This is a genomic window from Cellulomonas sp. JH27-2, from assembly GCF_014837175.1.
Lineage (GTDB): Bacteria > Actinomycetota > Actinomycetes > Actinomycetales > Cellulomonadaceae > Cellulomonas.
This window is the reverse complement of record NZ_JACYFR010000002.1, coordinates 846,559-862,758: the sequence shown is the minus strand read 5'-3', so window position 1 is coordinate 862,758 and position 16,200 is coordinate 846,559. Positions and strand designations below refer to the sequence as shown.

At 72.1% G+C, this 16,200-nt stretch carries 16 protein-coding genes; 5 read left to right on the top strand and 11 right to left on the bottom strand.

From position 1 onward, the window contains the following. Positions 1–40 precede the first annotated feature (40 nt). A complete protein-coding gene (locus IC607_RS08950) occupies positions 41–859 on the bottom strand; it encodes an NAD(P)-dependent oxidoreductase (RefSeq protein ID WP_191786977.1) in 819 nt (272 codons plus the stop codon). Between the two features lie 62 nt (positions 860–921). Here IC607_RS08950 and IC607_RS08945 point away from each other — a divergent pair, with 62 nt between their 5' ends. After that, positions 922–1,407 carry a MarR family winged helix-turn-helix transcriptional regulator gene (locus IC607_RS08945; RefSeq protein ID WP_191786976.1) on the top strand — a complete coding sequence of 162 codons (486 nt, stop codon included), beginning with the start codon at positions 922–924 and terminating at the stop codon, positions 1,405–1,407. A 274-nt stretch (positions 1,408–1,681) separates the two neighbouring features. Further along, positions 1,682–2,068, top strand: coding sequence for an NUDIX domain-containing protein (locus IC607_RS08940; RefSeq protein WP_370526104.1), 387 nt, complete (start codon positions 1,682–1,684; stop codon positions 2,066–2,068). A gap of 9 nt (positions 2,069–2,077) precedes the next feature. On the opposite strand, the gene IC607_RS08935 is transcribed toward IC607_RS08940, so the two are convergent. Further along, a complete protein-coding gene (locus IC607_RS08935) occupies positions 2,078–3,952 on the bottom strand; it encodes a S9 family peptidase (protein WP_191786975.1) in 1,875 nt (624 codons plus the stop codon). 179 nt (positions 3,953–4,131) lie between these two features. Here IC607_RS08935 and IC607_RS08930 point away from each other — a divergent pair, with 179 nt between their 5' ends. Beyond that, a complete protein-coding gene (locus IC607_RS08930; RefSeq protein ID WP_191786974.1) occupies positions 4,132–4,449 on the top strand; it encodes a hypothetical protein in 318 nt (105 codons plus the stop codon). Positions 4,450–4,459: 10 nt separating this feature from the next. On the opposite strand, the gene IC607_RS08925 is transcribed toward IC607_RS08930, so the two are convergent. The 6 genes from IC607_RS08925 to IC607_RS08900 form a co-directional block, all read right to left on the bottom strand. After that, positions 4,460–6,241 (bottom strand): N-acetylglutaminylglutamine amidotransferase, encoded by a 1,782-nt coding sequence (locus IC607_RS08925; protein ID WP_191786973.1) that lies wholly within the window; start codon positions 6,239–6,241, stop codon positions 4,460–4,462. Then, on the bottom strand, positions 6,222–8,852 hold the full coding sequence (locus IC607_RS08920) for a carboxylate--amine ligase/circularly permuted type 2 ATP-grasp protein (RefSeq protein WP_191786972.1): 2,631 nt from the start codon (positions 8,850–8,852) through the stop codon (positions 6,222–6,224). Before IC607_RS08920 ends, IC607_RS08925 begins: the two co-directional genes overlap by 20 nt. Positions 8,853–8,990: 138 nt before the next feature. After that, a complete protein-coding gene (locus IC607_RS08915; RefSeq protein WP_191786971.1) occupies positions 8,991–9,866 on the bottom strand; it encodes a neutral zinc metallopeptidase in 876 nt (291 codons plus the stop codon). 69 nt (positions 9,867–9,935) lie between these two features. Continuing rightward, complete coding sequence (locus tag IC607_RS08910) at positions 9,936–10,568, bottom strand: energy-coupling factor transporter transmembrane protein EcfT (RefSeq protein ID WP_191786970.1); 633 nt, start codon at positions 10,566–10,568, stop codon at positions 9,936–9,938. Beyond that, on the bottom strand, positions 10,565–11,281 hold the full coding sequence (locus tag IC607_RS08905) for an energy-coupling factor ABC transporter ATP-binding protein (RefSeq protein WP_191786969.1): 717 nt from the start codon (positions 11,279–11,281) through the stop codon (positions 10,565–10,567). The genes IC607_RS08910 and IC607_RS08905 overlap by 4 nt, the downstream gene beginning before the upstream one ends. Further along, positions 11,281–11,907: a biotin transporter BioY gene (locus IC607_RS08900; protein ID WP_191786968.1), complete on the bottom strand. Its 627-nt coding sequence runs from the start codon at positions 11,905–11,907 to the stop codon at positions 11,281–11,283. The genes IC607_RS08905 and IC607_RS08900 overlap by 1 nt, the downstream gene beginning before the upstream one ends. Positions 11,908–12,118: 211 nt before the next feature. Here IC607_RS08900 and IC607_RS08895 point away from each other — a divergent pair, with 211 nt between their 5' ends. After that, a complete protein-coding gene (locus IC607_RS08895) occupies positions 12,119–13,717 on the top strand; it encodes an ABC-F family ATP-binding cassette domain-containing protein (RefSeq protein ID WP_191786967.1) in 1,599 nt (532 codons plus the stop codon). A gap of 122 nt (positions 13,718–13,839) precedes the next feature. Here the strand turns inward: IC607_RS08895 and IC607_RS08890 are convergent, their stop codons facing one another. The 3 genes from IC607_RS08890 to IC607_RS08880 are packed head-to-tail and all read right to left on the bottom strand — an operon-like array spanning position 13,840 to position 15,325. Beyond that, complete coding sequence (locus tag IC607_RS08890) at positions 13,840–14,757, bottom strand: SURF1 family protein (protein ID WP_191786966.1); 918 nt, start codon at positions 14,755–14,757, stop codon at positions 13,840–13,842. Further along, positions 14,754–14,987 (bottom strand): hypothetical protein, encoded by a 234-nt coding sequence (locus tag IC607_RS08885; RefSeq protein WP_191786965.1) that lies wholly within the window; start codon positions 14,985–14,987, stop codon positions 14,754–14,756. The genes IC607_RS08890 and IC607_RS08885 overlap by 4 nt, the downstream gene beginning before the upstream one ends. Further along, positions 14,984–15,325: a DUF3099 domain-containing protein gene (locus tag IC607_RS08880; protein WP_191786964.1), complete on the bottom strand. Its 342-nt coding sequence runs from the start codon at positions 15,323–15,325 to the stop codon at positions 14,984–14,986. The genes IC607_RS08885 and IC607_RS08880 overlap by 4 nt, the downstream gene beginning before the upstream one ends. A 112-nt stretch (positions 15,326–15,437) precedes the next feature. On the opposite strand from IC607_RS08880, the gene IC607_RS08875 reads away from it, so the two are divergent. Beyond that, a complete protein-coding gene (locus IC607_RS08875) occupies positions 15,438–16,169 on the top strand; it encodes a beta-ketoacyl-ACP reductase (protein ID WP_191786963.1) in 732 nt (243 codons plus the stop codon). The last annotated feature ends 31 nt before the right edge of the window (positions 16,170–16,200 follow it).

Sequence of the window (16,200 nt, the reverse complement as noted above, 5' to 3'; positions counted from 1 at the left end):
GACGCGCTGATCGGCGCGTCCCCCCTCGTCGTGCCTCACCTCAGAGGATTCCCTCCGCTACGGCGGCCCGGATCGTCGGGACGCTGGGCTGGAAGCCGAGCTCGCGCGCGAGCGATCCGTCCATGCGGCCTGACCAGGGGTTCTCGAGTGGTGCGGTCGAGCCCGGGATCGGGTCCCCGGCGAGCGCGGCCATCTCCCACACGGTCACGGGAGCGTCGTCGGTCACGTTCACCGTGCGTCCGTCGGCCACTCCCGACAGCGCCAGCGCCACCATCGCCGCGATGTCGCGGTGGTGGGCGACGGAGTAGGTGTGCGCGGGGTGGAGGCCGAAGCGCGTCGCAAGGGTGGGGATCGAGGCGAGGTGACCGTCGCCGTCGCCGTAGACGAACGGCAGGCGCAGGATGGCCCACGTCAGACCGCTCTCGCGCACCAGCTTCTCCGCGGCGATCTTGCTCGCGGGGTACGCGTGGGCGGGGGAGCAGTCGTCGTCCTCCCGGGCCGGTCGGTCCGCCGTGGCGTCGTAGACCTGCCCCGTGCTCGCCATGACGAACCGTGCGTCGGGCGCGTAGGCGGCGACGGCCTCCACGAGGTGGCGGGTGCCGTCGTGGTTGGCCCGCCAGATGGCAGCGTCGTCGCCGGTGCGGAACAGCGCCGCCAGGTGGACGACCGCGTCGACCCCCTCGATGGCCTCGCGCAGCGTCGCGGTGTCGTCCAGGTCGCCTCGGACCGCGGTCGCGCCGTCGGGCAGCGCGACGTCCCGGCGGACCAGGGCTCGCACCGCGAAGCCGGCATCGAGGAGGCGGGGCAGCAGTCGCGAGCCGACGAGCCCGGTGGAGCCGGTGAGCAGGATGGTGGGCATATCGAGTCCTCCTAGTGATCATCAGTACCGCTGATGATTAGCGTACACCCTAGAATGAGCGCATGGCGGACGATCGGGATCCTGGGCCGGCGCTGGGTCGACGCCTCGGCTACCTGCTCAAGCACGCGATGCTCGCGCTCGAGGAGCTGCACGAGGAGTACATGGCGCCCACCGGGGTGACGGTCCGCGAGCTCGGTGTGCTCCTGATGCTCGCCGACCGTGAGCCCGAGTCCCAGCAGCAGGCGGCTCGTCGTCTCGGCGTCGACCGCACCTCGATGGTCGGTCTCCTCGACGTGCTCGAGGCCAAGTCGCTCGTCGTCCGGCGCCCGGACAGCGCCGACCGACGACGCAACGTCGTCGAGCTCACCGCGACCGGCCGCACGGTGTTAGACCAGGCCACCCGTGCGAGCGACGAGGCCGAGCAGGCCTTCCTCGCCGGCTTGGGGGACGATGGCGCGTCCCGGCTGCGGGCTCTGCTCGGGCAGCTCGCTCTGGGCGAGTCCCCGGAGCCACGGGAAGACGCGAGCAGACGCCGGTCTGAGCCCTGAGCACCAACTCGATCCGGTCGGCCCGTCAGTCCTTGGAGACGATGTGTGACGACGCGGGCAGAGGGACGCCGTACTTCGGCGCGAGCTCGGAGTCGATCCGCGCCTGCATCCTGCGGATGCGAGCGATCTGCTCCTCTGTCAAGGCCTTCGTCTTCCACGCGAGGGGAGCGGCACGCCCGTCGTGGCATCGATGTAGACGACTCGCTCATTCGTCACCGTCGGCTCCGCCTCCCGTGGCAGCCATCAGCATGTCTCCCGCCACCGCTACGCCGTCATCACGGACGATCAGGGCGCGGTGCTGCTGGCACGGCTGAGTGATCCGGACGACCATCGCTGGACCTTGCCGGGCGGCGGCATCGAACTCGGCGAGGAGCCCGCGGATGCTGCCGCTCGTGAGGTCCAGGAGGAGTCCGGCTACCGCGTCGCGCCTGGGGGAGCTGCTCGGTGTCGACTCGATCGTCATGCCCGGGCCGTCAGGTGCACCGCGGCAGGGCATCCGGATCGTGTATCGCGCACGCGTCTGGGCGGAGAGCTGTGCGACGAGGTCGGTGGCAGCACGGATGTGGCCCGATGGCACGCGGTCGAGGTGCTCGGCGGGATTCCGCGCGTCGAGCTCGTCGACGCGGCGCTCGTCATGGCAGGCATCGCGCACGGCGTGTGACGGTGCAGGTCAGCCCGGTGGGGCTGGCGCGGCGGCCTCGTCGGGCGTGGCAACGTGCATCGCAGCCGTGAGGAAGTCGACGACCGTCTCGACCAGGAGGGTGCGGGATGCTGCCCGGCGGTACTCGTGGCCTTCGCCGGGGAGCTCCAGGTACTCGACCGGGTGGTCGCGCTCGCGCAGGGCGGCGACGATCTGGTGTGCCTCGCCGATGGGGACGTTGGTGTCGAGCTCGCCGTGGACGACGAGCAGGGGAGCGGTGATGGCGTCGGCCTCGCGCAGCGGGGAGATGTCCTCCAGCAGTGCGCGGTCGCGCTCCGGGTGGCCGTACTTGGAGACCGCCGCGGCGGCGATCCACGGCTCGGTGTCGCGGTAGAACGTGACGAGGTCGCTCATGCCGCAGATGTCGACGCCGGCGGCGAAGACGTCGGGCGTGAACGCGAGGGCAGCGAGCACCAGGTAGCCGCCGTAGGAGCGGCCCGTGACCGCGATGCGTCCGGGATCGGCGATACCCGTCTCGATCAGGTGCTGCGCCGCCGCGGTGACGTCCGCGAACGCGCCGTAGCGGCCCTCGAGGTCGTCGGCGTGCACGAAGTCGCGACCGAACCCGCTGGAACCGCGCACGTTCGGGGCGAACACGGAGATGCCGGCTGCTGCGAGCGCCTGGTGCTGGGCGTCGAACGTCGGACGTTCCTGCGACTCGGGCCCGCCGTGGAGCCAGAGCGCCGCAGCTCCGGGGCCGTCAACGCCGGGCGCGCGGTAGAGCCATCCCGAGAGCAGGGTTCCGTCGTCGCTCGTGAACGTCTGCAGCGTCGGGACGACGAGGTCGTCCTCCGGGTACGGGCCGGCCGTGACGCGGGTCCACGCGTGCGAGTCGGTGTCGAGGTGCCACAGCTCGCGCGGGCGCTCAGGTCCCTGGACGCCCAGGATGACGGACCGGCCGTCGCGGCTGAGGACCGGCGTGGTCGCGACGAGGCCGGGCAGGCCGGTGATCGGGACCAGCTCGCGCGTCGTGGTGTCGAACAGCTCGAGCTCGCTGGCGCCGGACACGTTCCAGACGAGCAGCAGCAGGCGGCCTGCGTCGTCGGCGTCCACCGCCTCCAGCTCCGCGTCGTCCCTGGTCACGAGCGTGCGCTCCTGACCCCGGTAGCCGTTGGGGCCGAACGGCAGGCCGATGAGCTGCTTGCGGGACAGGCCGACGTCGCTGGCCAGGTACGCCCACAGCGGGCCGGCATCGCCGTCGGGCGCGGGGCGCACCAACGCGACCTCCGTGGAGCCGGTGCCGTGAGGGAGCAGCGGGAAGTGGTCGTCGGTCAGCCGGTCGACGACCACCGAGAACTGCCGCCCGCGCTCGCCGTCGACGATCACCAGGAAGCGTTCCTCGAGCGAGATGTCGAGGACGTGGATGAGCTCGCCCTCGGCCAGCTCGTCCAGCCGTCCCGTCCACGGGTCCGCGAGGTACGAGCGGGCGGGAACGTCGGGGCTCACCGACGGGAACGTCACGACGACGCGGTGCCCGCTGCGCGCCCAGGGTCCCAGCTCGGCGTGCTCGCTGGCGTCACCGGCGATGCGGCGAGCACCCGTCCCGTCGGGCCGGACCACCCACACCTGCGTCCGCACGCCGCCGTCCGTCGCGACCGCGCAGGCGAGCCACGCACCGTCCGCGGCCCACGTCACCTGGATCACCGGGTCGTCCGAGAGCGGGATGCGGACGGCGTCCGGTGGCTCGCCGTCCAGCACGACGTCCTGCACCCAGACCTCGGGGACGCCGGAACGATCGCTGAGGAACGCGACGCGCCGGGCGTCGGGAGTCATCGTCGGGCCCCAGCTGCCCCACGCGGTCGTGAGTCGCTCGGCCAATGTGGGCACGTGTGCCTGGGTGCTCATCCACCCATCCTGCCTGAGCGCGGTACGGGGGCGCCGATCGGCAGGGAAGTCGCGCCCGCGCGGCCGGGGAGGGTCGTCCTGTGCGCATTCGGTGTGGATGCCTCGGGAGGCCGGACGGGAGCGTGACCTGCCTCTACCGTCGAAGGTGCACGGCCGACCGGTCGGCAGGGGAGGAACACGTGAGTCGTCGACTGCTCGTGCTCGGTGGCCTGGCGGCCATCACGCTGACTCTCGCGGCGTGCAGCTCTGCGGGGGACCTGTCCATCAGGAACGAGAGCCGAACCGACGTGACCGTCGTGGTCGACGGCGGGCGGGACGAGGTGACGGCCGACGGTGGACTCGTCCTGCTCGGGAAAGGCTGCACGCGCGGAGACGTCCTCGTGGAGTTCCCCTCAGGAACGTCCGTCGTGGTGCCCGGACCGGTCTGCCCCGATCAGGAGATTGTCATCCACGACGGCGTGGCGGCCCTCGAGCCGGTGGCCGCGCCCTCGCGGTGAAGGGCGCTGGTCAGTCCGCATGCTCCTGGAGCCAGAGCTCCAGGAGGGCCAGCTGCCATAGGGCGTTCGAGCCGAGCGTCGTGCGGGTCGTGTTCGGGTCTGCGAGGAAGCGGTCCACCGTGTCCGGGCGGAACAGGGAGCGACGCTTGGCCGCCGGATCGGTCAGGGCCTCGCGCACGCGGTCCAGGTAGGGGCCCTCGAGCTGGCGGATGGCGGGCACGGGGAAGTAGCCCTTGGTGCGGTCGATGACGGCGTCGGGGACCACGCCGCGCGCGGCGCGCTTGAGCACGCCCTTGCCGCCGTCGGCGAGCTTGAGGTCGGGCGGGATGCGACCGGCGAGCTCGACGAGCTCGTGGTCCAGGAACGGCACGCGCGCCTCCAGTCCCCACGCCATCGTCATGTTGTCGACCCGCTTGACCGGGTCGTCGACGAGCATCACCGTCGTGTCGTTGCGCAGCGCGGCGTCCACCGACGTGTCCGCGCCCGGCGCCCCGAACGAGCGCCGGATGAACGCGCTGGGCTCATCGTCTGCGCAGATCCAGTCGGGATTCAGGACGTCGCCCATCGCGTCCCAGCGGCGGTCGAAGAAGACACGCGCGTAGTGCTCCTCGGCGTTCTCGCGCGGGACGGAGGCCAGCGGCGGGTACCAGTCGTAGCCGCCGAGGACCTCGTCGGCGCCCTGCCCCGACTGGACCACCTTCACCGACTGCGACACGTCCTGGCTGAGCAGGTAGAACGCGACGCAGTCGTGGCTCACCATGGGTTCGCTCATGGCGCGCACGGCACCGTCGATGCCGGGCAGCAGGCGCGACGAGTCGATGCGGATGCGGTGGTGGTCGGTGCCGAACTCGCGCGCCACCAGGTCGGAGTACTCGAACTCGTCGCCGCTCTCACCCCCGGCCGAGTCGAACCCGATCGAGAACGTCGCCAACCCCGTCTGCCCGGCCTCTGCCAGCAGCGCGACGACCAGCGAGGAGTCGATGCCGCCCGACAGCAGCACGCCGACGGGCACGTCGGCCACCATCCGCCGCTTCACCGCGGTCCGCAGCGCGTCGAGCAGTGCCTCCTGCCAGTCCTGCGCCGAGCGCGACGCGAGGTCAGGGTCACGCTCGAACGGCGCGTGCCAGTAGACGCGCTCGTGGGAGCGCCCGTCGGGCTCGACCACACGCACGGTCGCAGGCGGGAGCTTGCGGATACCGCTCAGGATGGTCCGCGGGGCGGGGACCACCGAGTGGAACGTCATGTACTGGCTCAGGGCCACGCGGTCGATCGACGTGTCGACGCCGCCACCCGCGAGCAGCGCCTGCGTCGTCGAGGCGAAGCGCAGCATGCCCGGACGCTCGTCGAGGTAGAGCGGCTTGATGCCGAGACGGTCGCGCGCCAGGACGAGGCGGCCCGTGCGGTGCTCGAAGATCGCGATCGCGAACATGCCGTGGAAGTGGGTGACGAAGTCCTCGCCCCACTGCGCGTACGACTTCTCGATCACCTCGGTGTCCGAGTGGGAGAAGAACCGGTGGCCGGCCGACGTCAGCTCGGCGCGCAGCGCCTCGTAGTTGTAGATGCAGCCGTTGAAGACGACGGACAGCGCCTCGGGGGAGTCGACCATCGGCTGCGAGCCCGCCGCGGACAGGTCGATGATCGACAGCCGGCGGTGCCCGAGCGCCACCGGCCCGCGCGCCCACAACCCCGATCCGTCCGGACCGCGGTGCACCATGCACGCCGTCATCCGGTCCACGGCGGACGCATCGGCCGGGGAGCCGTCGAACCGGAACTCACCTGCGAGACCGCACACGGCGGCTCCTCTCGTCGTCCTGCTGGGCGTCGCCGGGGGAGGTGTGCGGCTCGTCGTCCTCGCCCCGGATGATCCACGTGTCCTTGGCACCGCCACCGCGCGAGGAGTTGACCACCAGGCTCCCCTCGGGGGCGACGCGCGTCAGGGCCACGTCGGCGAGGTGGTGCTCGCGACGCTTGCGCCCGGTCGCCATGACGAAAGCCCGCAGGTCCACGTGCCGCGGCTGCAGCCGTCCGTCCTGCAGCGACGGGACGCTGGACAGGGCGACCACCTCCTGCGCGACCCACGCGTCCGGGTGCGCAGCGATCTCGAGACGCCGGGCCGCGACCTCCGCGGCGCTCGCGGCCGGACCGATGAGGACGCCGACCCCGCCCGCCCCGTCGACGGGTTTGGTGACCAGCTCACCCACGCGCTCCAGGACCGCTCGGCGCTCGGTCGGGTCGCTCGTGCGGTAGGTCGGCACGCTCTCCAGCAGCGGCCGCTCGTCCAGGTAGTAGGCGATGAGCTCGGGGACCGAGCGGTACATCGCCTTGTCGTCGGCCACGCCGTTGCCCGGCGCGTTGGCGAGCACGACGTCCCCCGCGACCGCCACCTCGAAGATCTCGGCGCCGATCGCGCGGCCCGCTCCGTCGTGGACGTCGACGAGCTCGTCGTCGAGCCGCAGGTACAGCGACCCGATCGGCTGACCGCTGGCGCGGTGGACGACGCGGCCGTCGCGCACGTCCAGGTCGTCGGCCGTGACGAGCAGCAGACCCGCGCCGTCCGCCAGGCGGCGGTGCTCGAACCACGCCGACGCACCCGGGCCGCTGGTGAACAGGGCGCCCCGGGTGCCGGGCTTGGCGCGGGCCAGCAGCGTGGAGCGCAGCCGTTCCAGCGTGCGCGCCGGGTCCGCCAGACCGTCGGGGCGCGGCAGGTCGGGCATCACCGTGTCCATGAGCTCGCGCACCGCGATCGCGTAGGCCATGCCCGACGGGTTGCGGACGTTGTCCTCGAGCACCCGCCACCCGCCGTACTCGTTGCGGACCAGGTCGAAGCCAAGGATCGGAGCCCGGAGCGTCGTGGCCGGCAGACGGCACGCCTCGTCGCGCCACCCCGGCGCACCGAGCACGGCCGACTCCGGCAGCACGCCGTCGGCGATGATCCGCCGCGGTCCGTAGACGTCGGCCAGGAACGCCTCGATCGCGCGCGAGCGCTGGACGAGCCCGACCTCCAGCTCGGTCCACTCGTGCGCCAGGATCAGGCGCGGCACCAGGTCCACGGCGAACGGCTGCTTGCGGCCGTCGACGCCGAAGTCCAGCTCGTTCTCCTGCGTCCAGCGGTCGCGCGCGACGACGCGTTCGGCGATCCCGTCGAGCCCGGTGACGCGCACGTGCTCGACCAGGTCGCGGTAGGCCGGGCGCGCGACGCCGGTCGAGCGCACGGCCTCGTCGCCGGCGCGGATCGCGTACCGGGGCACGACGCGTTCGTCGGGCTCGTCGCCCGGGGTGCGGCCGCGGGTGTCGCCCTGGGTCTCGGCGACGACGAGGCGCATGACGTCGTCGAGGTCGCCGCGCTCGACGTAGGCGGCACGCTGACGGTCGGCAGAGTTGCCGCGGGCCAGCGCCGTCTCGGCCAGCTCGCACACCTCGTCGAGGTCGCCCAGCTCGTCGAGCACCGGGCTCAGCGTCTCGACCAGGCCGCGGACCGCCTCGAGCGCGGGTGTCGGCCGGGGGTGGGCCGACCCGACGAGCAGTGGACCCGACAGCCCGCCCCGCGCGGCCTGCCAGATCGCTGCGCGGTGCAACGGCGGCGGCAGGACCTGACGCGGCAGGCCTGCGGTGATCTCGATCTCCGCGGCCCGCACCAGAGCACGGAACAGACCGGCGATGAGCACGGCGTCGTCGACCACGGGCGTGGCGTCGCACACGCGCAGCTCGAGCGTGGGCGCGTGCGCGGACGGCCGCACGTCGAAGTAGGCCATCTTCGCGTCGGCGATCACGCCCGATCCGATCAGGTCGGCCAGCAGCTCGTCGTACTCCGCCGCCGACGCAAGTGGGCCGGTGGCGCCGGCGCTGGGCCAGCGCTGCCAGATGATCGTGCGGATCGATGCGTAGCCCGTGTCCTGGCCGTTCCAGTACGGGCTCGAGGCGGACAGGGCCAGCAGGATCGGCAGGTGCGGCTGGATGCGCTGCGCGATCTCGACGGCCAGGTCCCGGTCGGCGACGCCCACATGGATCTGGGTGCCGCAGATGAGCTGCTCGTCGACCAGCAGCCGGTACTGCTCCTGCATCCGCCCGTACCGGCCGGTCGCGGTGAGCTCGAAGTCGTCGAACTCGCTGCGCGGCGCCGTGCCGACCGCTGCGATCCCGAGGCCCTCGCGCTCGGCGACCTCGACGACGCCGCGACGCAGGCGGACCAGCTCGTCGCGCAGACCACCCAGGGACGTCACCACGTCCGTGTTCGTCTCGACGGTGGTGCGCTGGATCTCGGCCGAGTAGTTGACCTCAGGCAGACGAGCGAGGATCTGCGGCGCCCGGGCGGACAGCTGCCAGCGCTCGAGGTCGATGAGGTGCAGCTCCTCCTCGGCGCCGAGCGTGAGCTGGCAGGCGCTGGCGCCCGGGGCTGCGGTCATCGGCTCATGATTGCGGTCGAACGTCCGGTTCGCACGGGTTCACGCCCGTGATCTCGCTGTGAGTGCGTCTGGGGCGCAAGAGTTCTCCGGATGGACACGACGACGTAACACGGGACGTCCTCAGACACATGGCCTGCGTCAGAGCGAATCCGCCGAGAACGTGTCGCAGGCCTCGAGCGTGCCCTTCTCGTAGCCGATCGTGAACCACTTCTGCCGCTGCGCGCTCGACCCGTGCGTCCACGTGTCGGGGTTCACACCGCCCCCGGACTGCTCCTGGATGTGGTCGTCGCCGACGGCCGCCGCCGCGCCCAGGGCGTTCTTGAGCTGGTCGGCGGTGATGGGTGCCAGGTAGGGCTTCTTCGTCGCCGGGTTGATCGTCTCCGAGGCGTCCCCCGCCCACATGCCGGCGTAGCAGTCTGCCTGCAGCTCGGTGCGCACGGAATCGGAGTCCGCACCCGTGCCCTGCCGGTTCGCCTGGTCCATCACGCCGGTGATGTTCTGGATGTGGTGCCCGTACTCGTGGGCCGTGACGTACTCCTCGGCGAGCGGACCGTCCTCGCCGCCGAACTGGCTCTCCAGCTCGTCGTAGAAGCTGACGTCCAGATAGATCGTCGCGTCGGGAGGGCAGTAGAACGGGCCGCTCGCGCTGGTCGCGCTGCCGCAACCCGTCGAGACCGATGCCGTGAAGGACTTGACCCCAGGCTGCGAGAAGTCGCCGCCGGCTTCCGTGACGACCTTCTCCCAGTAGGTGTCCAGTGCATGCGCCGTCGCGGACAACCGGCAGGTGCGGTCGGTGTTCGCCTCCTCGACGGAGCACGCGCCGACAGTGCCCTCCGCCTGGCTCGGCTGTTGCGACCCGTCGTCGACGCCCAGGTTGATCGTGCCGTTGCTGAACAGGTAGACGAGCAGCACGACGAGCCCGACCGCGCCACCGCCGCCAGCGGCGATCTTGCCGCCGTTGCCACCCGTGCTGACGCGGCCGCCGCCGAAGCTGCCATCTCCTTGGAAGGTCACGGCGTGAAGATATCCGCGTCCCAGCGAGTGCGCGCGGCGAGAGGTGGACGGGTGTTCAGTCCTCCTGCCTCAGTCCTCGCCCAGCCCGCGGGCCGCGAGCGCGTCGCCGGTCGCGTGCGCGTGGGCGACCATGCGGACGGCGGCGGGGGCGAGCACGGCGCGCGGGTCGCGCTCCAGGCCGCGGGCCCGGGCGGCGTCGCGGGCGTCGAGCGAGGCCTGGACCAGGACCGGGACGGCCCTCAGGAACAGGCCGCACGCGAGTGCGAACGTCTCGGGTGACAGGCCGACGTGCCGCAGCGGACGGGCGGCGCGCGCGAGGACCTCGAGCAGCGCGTCGGCCCGGGTGGTCGCCGTGACGAGCGTCGCGAGCAATACGAGCGAGACCAGGTCGAACGCGATCTCGAGACCGACCTGCCAGCCACGCGACCACCACTGGAACGCCCCGGCCAGCAGCGCGGTGACCAGCACACCCACGAGCCCGCGTGAGGTGCGGTGCCAGGGCACGCGCGCGACGGCCTGGACGACCAGCGCGACGACGAGGGCGACGACCGCCGAGACCGGACCGCGCACCAGGGTGATCGTGAGTCCTGCGGCGGCGAGCGCGACGAGCTTGATGCCGGGCGGGCAGCGGTGCACGACGCTCGTGCCCGGGTGGTAGAGGCCGAGCGGTCCCGACCAGGGCGGACGCAGCGGGCCGCTCATGCGGGGACGTTCGCCATGAGGTCGCGGTAGTGCGCGACGGCGGCGGCCGGGTCGCCGTCGAACACGACGTTGCCGTCATCGACGACGAGCACGCGGTCGGCGCGCTCCGCAGCGTCCAGGTCGTGCGTCACGACGATCACCTGCTGCGGCAGCCCAGCCAGCAGCTCGTCGACGACGCGGCGCCAGCGCAGGTCCAGCAGCGTCGTCGGCTCGTCGCACACGAGCACCTGCGGCTCGACCGCCAGCACGGACGTGAGCGCGAGGAGCTGGCGCTGACCGCCGGACAGCACGTGCGCGGGCACGTCGGCGCGGTCGGCGAGCCCGACCCGAGCCAGCGCGGCGCGGGCGGCCGCGTCGCGCTCGTCGGCCGAGAGCCCCAGCCGGCGCAGCGACAGCGCGACGTCCTCGACGGGCGTGGGCATGACGATCTGGGCGTCCGGGTTGGTGAACACGAACCCGACGCGGCGCCGGACCGCGCGCCCGTCGTCGGCCGTGTCCAGGCCGTCCATGCGGACCGTGCCCGACGAGGGCAGGACCAACCCGTTGAGCAGACGTGCGAGGGTCGACTTGCCGGACCCGTTCGCGCCGATCACCGCGATGCGGTGCTCGGTCAGCCGCAGCGTGACCGGGCCGAGCAGGCGCACGACGCGGTCCTCGCCACCGTCCGGGTCGGGGGCGTAGGCGGTGACGAGGACGTCGTCGAGCTCGATCATCAGCGCCGGTTGCGGAGCAGGTCCGGGTAGGCGCGGAACAGCGTGAACGCGACGGCTGCCGCGGCGAGGTTCTTCAGGATGTCGCCGGGCAGGTAGACGACGTCGATCGTCACGGCCGCGCCGAAGTCGATGCCCAGCTTGATCATGAGGCCGATGACGCCGCCGACGTGGATCGTCAGGAGGCTCGCGAACAGGCCCGACGTGAACAGGATCGTGTACCGCGCGTACCCGGTCGCCTTCGCGGCGCCGTTCGCGAGGAACCCGGCCAGCGCGGCCCCGAACGGGAACGCGATCAGGTACCCGGCGGACGCGCCCGACAGGACCGACAGGCCGCTGTGGCCCTGGGCGAACACGGGCACACCGGCGAACCCGACGGCCAGGTAGAGCAGCACGGCGAGCGCACCGCGCCGCCACCCGAGCACGAGCCCGGCCAGGATCACGCCGAACGTCTGCAGCGTGATGGGGACGCCGGAACCCGTCGGGATGCCGGGCAGGATCGCGCACACCGCGATGAAGGCGGCGAAGGATGCGACGAGCGCGATGTCGGTGGTGACGCTGCTGCGTGCGGCGGCAGGTGCGGGCAGCGGCTTGTCGGCGGTCGTGGCGTCAGGCGTGATGTCGGTCATGGGGTGTCCCTCGTGATCGGCGGAGCGAGAAATGCGGTGCGCGTGCGGGACTCGTGCGGCGATCTTCGTGGGTCGGCGCGCTCGTCGTCCAGGGGTGTCACAGCATCGGGGGTCGTCCCGGCGGCCGTCAGCCACGTTAGCCGCACGTAGACTTGAGGGCGTTTGTGCCCGCGGCCAAGTCCCGCGGCGCCTTCTCGGAGGAAACCATCAAGTGATCACCGCCCAAGCGGTCGAGCTGCGCATCGGCGCACGCGTCCTGCTCGAAGAGTCGTCGTTCCGCATCGCGGCCGGCGACCGCATCGGCCTCGTCGGACGCAACGGCGCCGGCAAGACGACGCTGACCAAGACGCTCGCCGGGGAGACCCAGCCCACCGGCGGGCAGATCATCCGGGGCGGCGAGGTCGGCTACCTGCCGCAGGACCCGGCCTCGGGCGACCTGGGCCAGCTCGCCCTGCACCGCGTGCTCTCCGCGCGCGGGCTCGACGAGATCGTCGCCTCGATGCGCGTCGCCGAGGCCAACATGGCCAGCGAGGACGACGACAAGCGCGAGGCCGCCATGGAGCGCTACAGCCGCCTCAACGCACGCTTCGACGCCGCCGGCGGGTACGCCGCCGAGAGCGAGGCGCACATCATCACGTCCAACCTGGGCCTCGACGACCGCGTGCTGGGCCAGACCCTCGGCACGCTGTCCGGCGGCCAGCGCCGCCGCGTCGAGCTGGCGCGCATCCTGTTCTCGGGCGTCGACACCCTCCTGCTCGACGAGCCCACCAACCACCTGGACGCCGACTCGATCGCGTGGCTGCGCGACTACCTCAAGGCGTACCCGGGCGGCTTCATCGTCATCTCCCACGACGCCGACCTGTTGCGGGCCACCGTCAACAAGGTGTTCCACCTGGACGCCAACCGCGCCGCGCTCGACCAGTACGCGCTGGGCTGGGACGCCTACCTGCTGCAGCGCGAGACGGACGAGAAGCGGCGTCGACGCGAGCGCGCCAACGCCGAGAAGAAGGCCGCGACCCTGCTGGCCCAGGCCGACAAGATGCGCGCGAAGGCCACGAAGGCCGTCGCGGCGCAGAACATGGCCCGCCGTGCCGAGCGCATGCTGTCCGGGCTCGAGGCCGCGCGCGTGTCCGACAAGGTGGCCAAGCTGAGGTTCCCGGACCCCGCGCCGTGCGGTCGCACGCCGCTCACGGCGTCGGGGCTGTCCAAGTCCTACGGGTCGCAGGAGGTCTTCACCGACGTCGACCTGGCGATCGACCGCGGCTCGCGCGTCGTCGTCCTGGGTCTCAACGGCGCCGGTAAGACGACTCTGCTGCGCATCCTGGGCGCGATCGACAAGGCCGACACCGGCACGGTCAACCCCGGCCACGGTCTCAAGCTCGGCTACTACGCGCAGGAGCACGAGACCCTCGACCTCGACCGCACGGTCGTCGAGAACCTGCGGTCGTCGGCCCCGGACCTCACCGACACCCAGGTCCGCTCGGTGCTCGGGTCGTTCCTGTTCTCGGGCGACGACGCCGACAAGCCCGCCCGCGTGCTGTCCGGCGGTGAGAAGACGCGCCTGGCGCTCGCGGCGCTCGTGGTCTCGTCGGCCAACGTCCTGCTGCTCGACGAGCCGACGAACAACCTGGACCCCGCCTCCCGCGAGGAGATCCTCGCGGCGCTGCGCGGGTACACCGGCGCCGTCGTCCTGGTGTCGCACGACGAGGGCGCCGTGCAGGCGCTCAACCCCGAGCGCGTCCTGCTGCTGCCCGACGGCGACGAGGACCTGTGGGGCCCGGACTACCTGGACCTCATCACGCTGGCCTGACCGGCCGACGGCCTCCCCGTCGTCAGCGGGTGGTCGCAGCGATGGTTGCAGCGCACGTGCCCCTCACGGGCGTGTTCGCTGCAACCATGGATGCGATCACGGACGATCTGGTCGAGAGATCGTCACTCGCTGGCGACGCGAGAGGAGAGCTGGGCCTCGACCAGGGCGTCCTCTTCCGCCTCGGCGCGGCCGTCGCGGCGCTTGGAGGTGTAGACACGCTCCTTGCGGGCGCCGCGCGGAGGGCGCGGGGCCCACGGATCGGGGTCGACGGGTGCGCGCTCGTCGTCGCCCTCGAGGATCTCGCGGCGCGCCAGCAGCGTGAACCCGGCGAGTGAGCCGATCGCGAACACCCACCACTGGAACGCGTAGGACAGGTGCGAGCCGGGGTCGATGCTCGGCTCGGGCAGCGTGCCGGGCATGGGGGAGACGGCCGGGTCCTCGGACACGAGGCCGCCGTAGACCTGCCACGTCGGGGCGTCGATGCCGGCGACGTCGAGGACCTCGTCGACCGCGATCGCCTGGACCTGCCCGGGTGGCGCCTTGCGGCGGGAGTCGGCCTCGGACGCGCGTAGGCGGACGGTGATGGTCGCCTCGCCCGACGGCGGCGCCGGGGCAGTCACGTCCGCGTCCGCGTTCTCGCCGGTGGGGACCCACCCGCGGTCGACGACGAGGACCGTGCCGACGTCGGTGGGCTGCGCGGCAGTGCCGGCCGACGAGTCGTCGACCATGAACGGCACCAGCACGTGGTACGCCGGGGTGCCGTCGGCCGGGCGGTTGCGCAGCTCGACGGTGGCGGCGGGCTCGTAGTGGCCCGTCACCGTGACGGGAGTCCAGAGCTGGTCCTCTGCGATCGGGTCCGACGGGTCCAGGACCGTGGACAGCGGCACGGGCGTCGCGTCGAAGTTCGACTTCACCACGTCGATCTGCGCATCACGCCACGTGTGCCTGTTCCACTGCCAGCGGCCCAGGAACACGCACGCGGTGGCCAGCGCGACGGCGAGCAGTACGAGCCCGACGGCGCGGCGGACGGACGGTCTCACGGCGCGGCACCCTCGAGCGTGTCGGCGGGCACCACGTCGCGCAGGAAGCCGCGCACCTCCAGGAACTGCGACAGCGACGTGCGGTGCTCGTCGCACGCGAGCCAGACCTTGCGGCGCTCACCCGTGTGCAGCTTGGGGTTGTTCCACAGCAGGCCCCACGTCGCCTCGGCGCGGCAGCCCTTCGCGGAGCAGATGAGCTCGTCGACGGGGTCGGGTGCGAACAGGCTCATCGCGCGCCGCCGCTCGGCCCGCCCAGGTGGTGCGTCTCGTGGTCGCCCGGGCCGATCTCGCGCGGGTCGATGAACGTGGTCTCCTCGTCGCGGCGCTCGCGGCCCGCGTTGGCGAAGATCACCGCGACGTACGGCAGGACGACGGCGCCGACGATGAAGAACAGCGACACCCACATCGGGATGTGGTGCCAGGTGATGACGGCGATCGCGAAGCACAGGACGCGGATGCCCATCTGGATGAGGTACCGCTTCTGCCGCCGGGCGACGTCCTGGCCCAAGGGTTCGGGCGCGGAGGTGATCCGAGGGATCTCCGGCTCGTCCTGCTTGCGCGTGCTCACCAACAGATCCTAAGTCCGATCCCGTGTTGTACGGGTCCCACAACCCGACGCACCGAACCTGTGCCCGGACGGTCCCGCACCGAGCGTGCCGCCTGGGCTAGCGTCGTGTCCCGTGCCTGAGACTTCCGACAACTCCAGCAGCCCTCGAAGCGTCCTGATCACGGGCGCGAACCGTGGGATCGGCCGCGCGATCGCCGAGCGCTTCGTCGCCGCCGGCGACAAGGTCGCCACCATCTACCGCTCCGGCGACCTGCCCGACGGCGTCCTCGGCGTGAAGGGTGACATGCGCGACACCGCGTCCGTCGACGCCGCGTTCACCGAGATCGAGGCGGCCAACGGTCCCGTCGAGGTGCTCGTCGCCAACGCCGGCATCACGCGCGACCAGCTCCTGATGCGGATGACCGACGAGGAGTTCGACGACGTCCTCGACGTCAACCTCAAGGGCGCATTCCGCTGCGCGCGCCGCGCCAGCAAGGGCATGATCCGGCTGCGCCGCGGCCGCATCGTGCTCATCTCCTCGGTCGTGGGCCTGTACGGCTCGCCCGGCCAGGTCAACTACTCGGCGTCGAAGGCGGCGCTCGTCGGCGTCGCGCGCTCCATCACGCGTGAGCTGGGCGGCCGCGGCATCACCGCCAACGTCGTCGCGCCGGGCTTCATCGACACCGACATGACGCGCGCCCTGCCCGAGGCCACGCAGCAGTCGTACATCGCCTCCATCCCGGCCGGCCGGTTCGCGCAGCCCGACGAGGTCGCCGCCGCCGTCGAGTTCCTCGCCTCGCCCGCCGCCGCCTACATCTCCGGCGCCGTGATCCCGGTCGACGGCGGCCTGGGCATGGGCCACTGACTGGCCACTGACTCTCCCCGCACTCGCACCA

Coding starts and splice junctions, on each gene's coding strand:
- IC607_RS08950 (WP_191786977.1), bottom strand. CDS start 859: ATGCCCACCATCCTGCTCACCGGCTCCACCGGGCTCGTCGGCTCGCGA.
- IC607_RS08945 (WP_191786976.1), top strand. CDS start 922: ATGGCGGACGATCGGGATCCTGGGCCGGCGCTGGGTCGACGCCTCGGC.
- IC607_RS08935 (WP_191786975.1), bottom strand. CDS start 3,952: ATGAGCACCCAGGCACACGTGCCCACATTGGCCGAGCGACTCACGACC.
- IC607_RS08920 (WP_191786972.1), bottom strand. CDS start 8,852: ATGACCGCAGCCCCGGGCGCCAGCGCCTGCCAGCTCACGCTCGGCGCC.
- IC607_RS08910 (WP_191786970.1), bottom strand. CDS start 10,568: ATGAGCGGCCCGCTGCGTCCGCCCTGGTCGGGACCGCTCGGCCTCTAC.
- IC607_RS08905 (WP_191786969.1), bottom strand. CDS start 11,281: ATGATCGAGCTCGACGACGTCCTCGTCACCGCCTACGCCCCCGACCCG.
- IC607_RS08900 (WP_191786968.1), bottom strand. CDS start 11,907: ATGACCGACATCACGCCTGACGCCACGACCGCCGACAAGCCGCTGCCC.
- IC607_RS08885 (WP_191786965.1), bottom strand. CDS start 14,987: ATGAGCCTGTTCGCACCCGACCCCGTCGACGAGCTCATCTGCTCCGCG.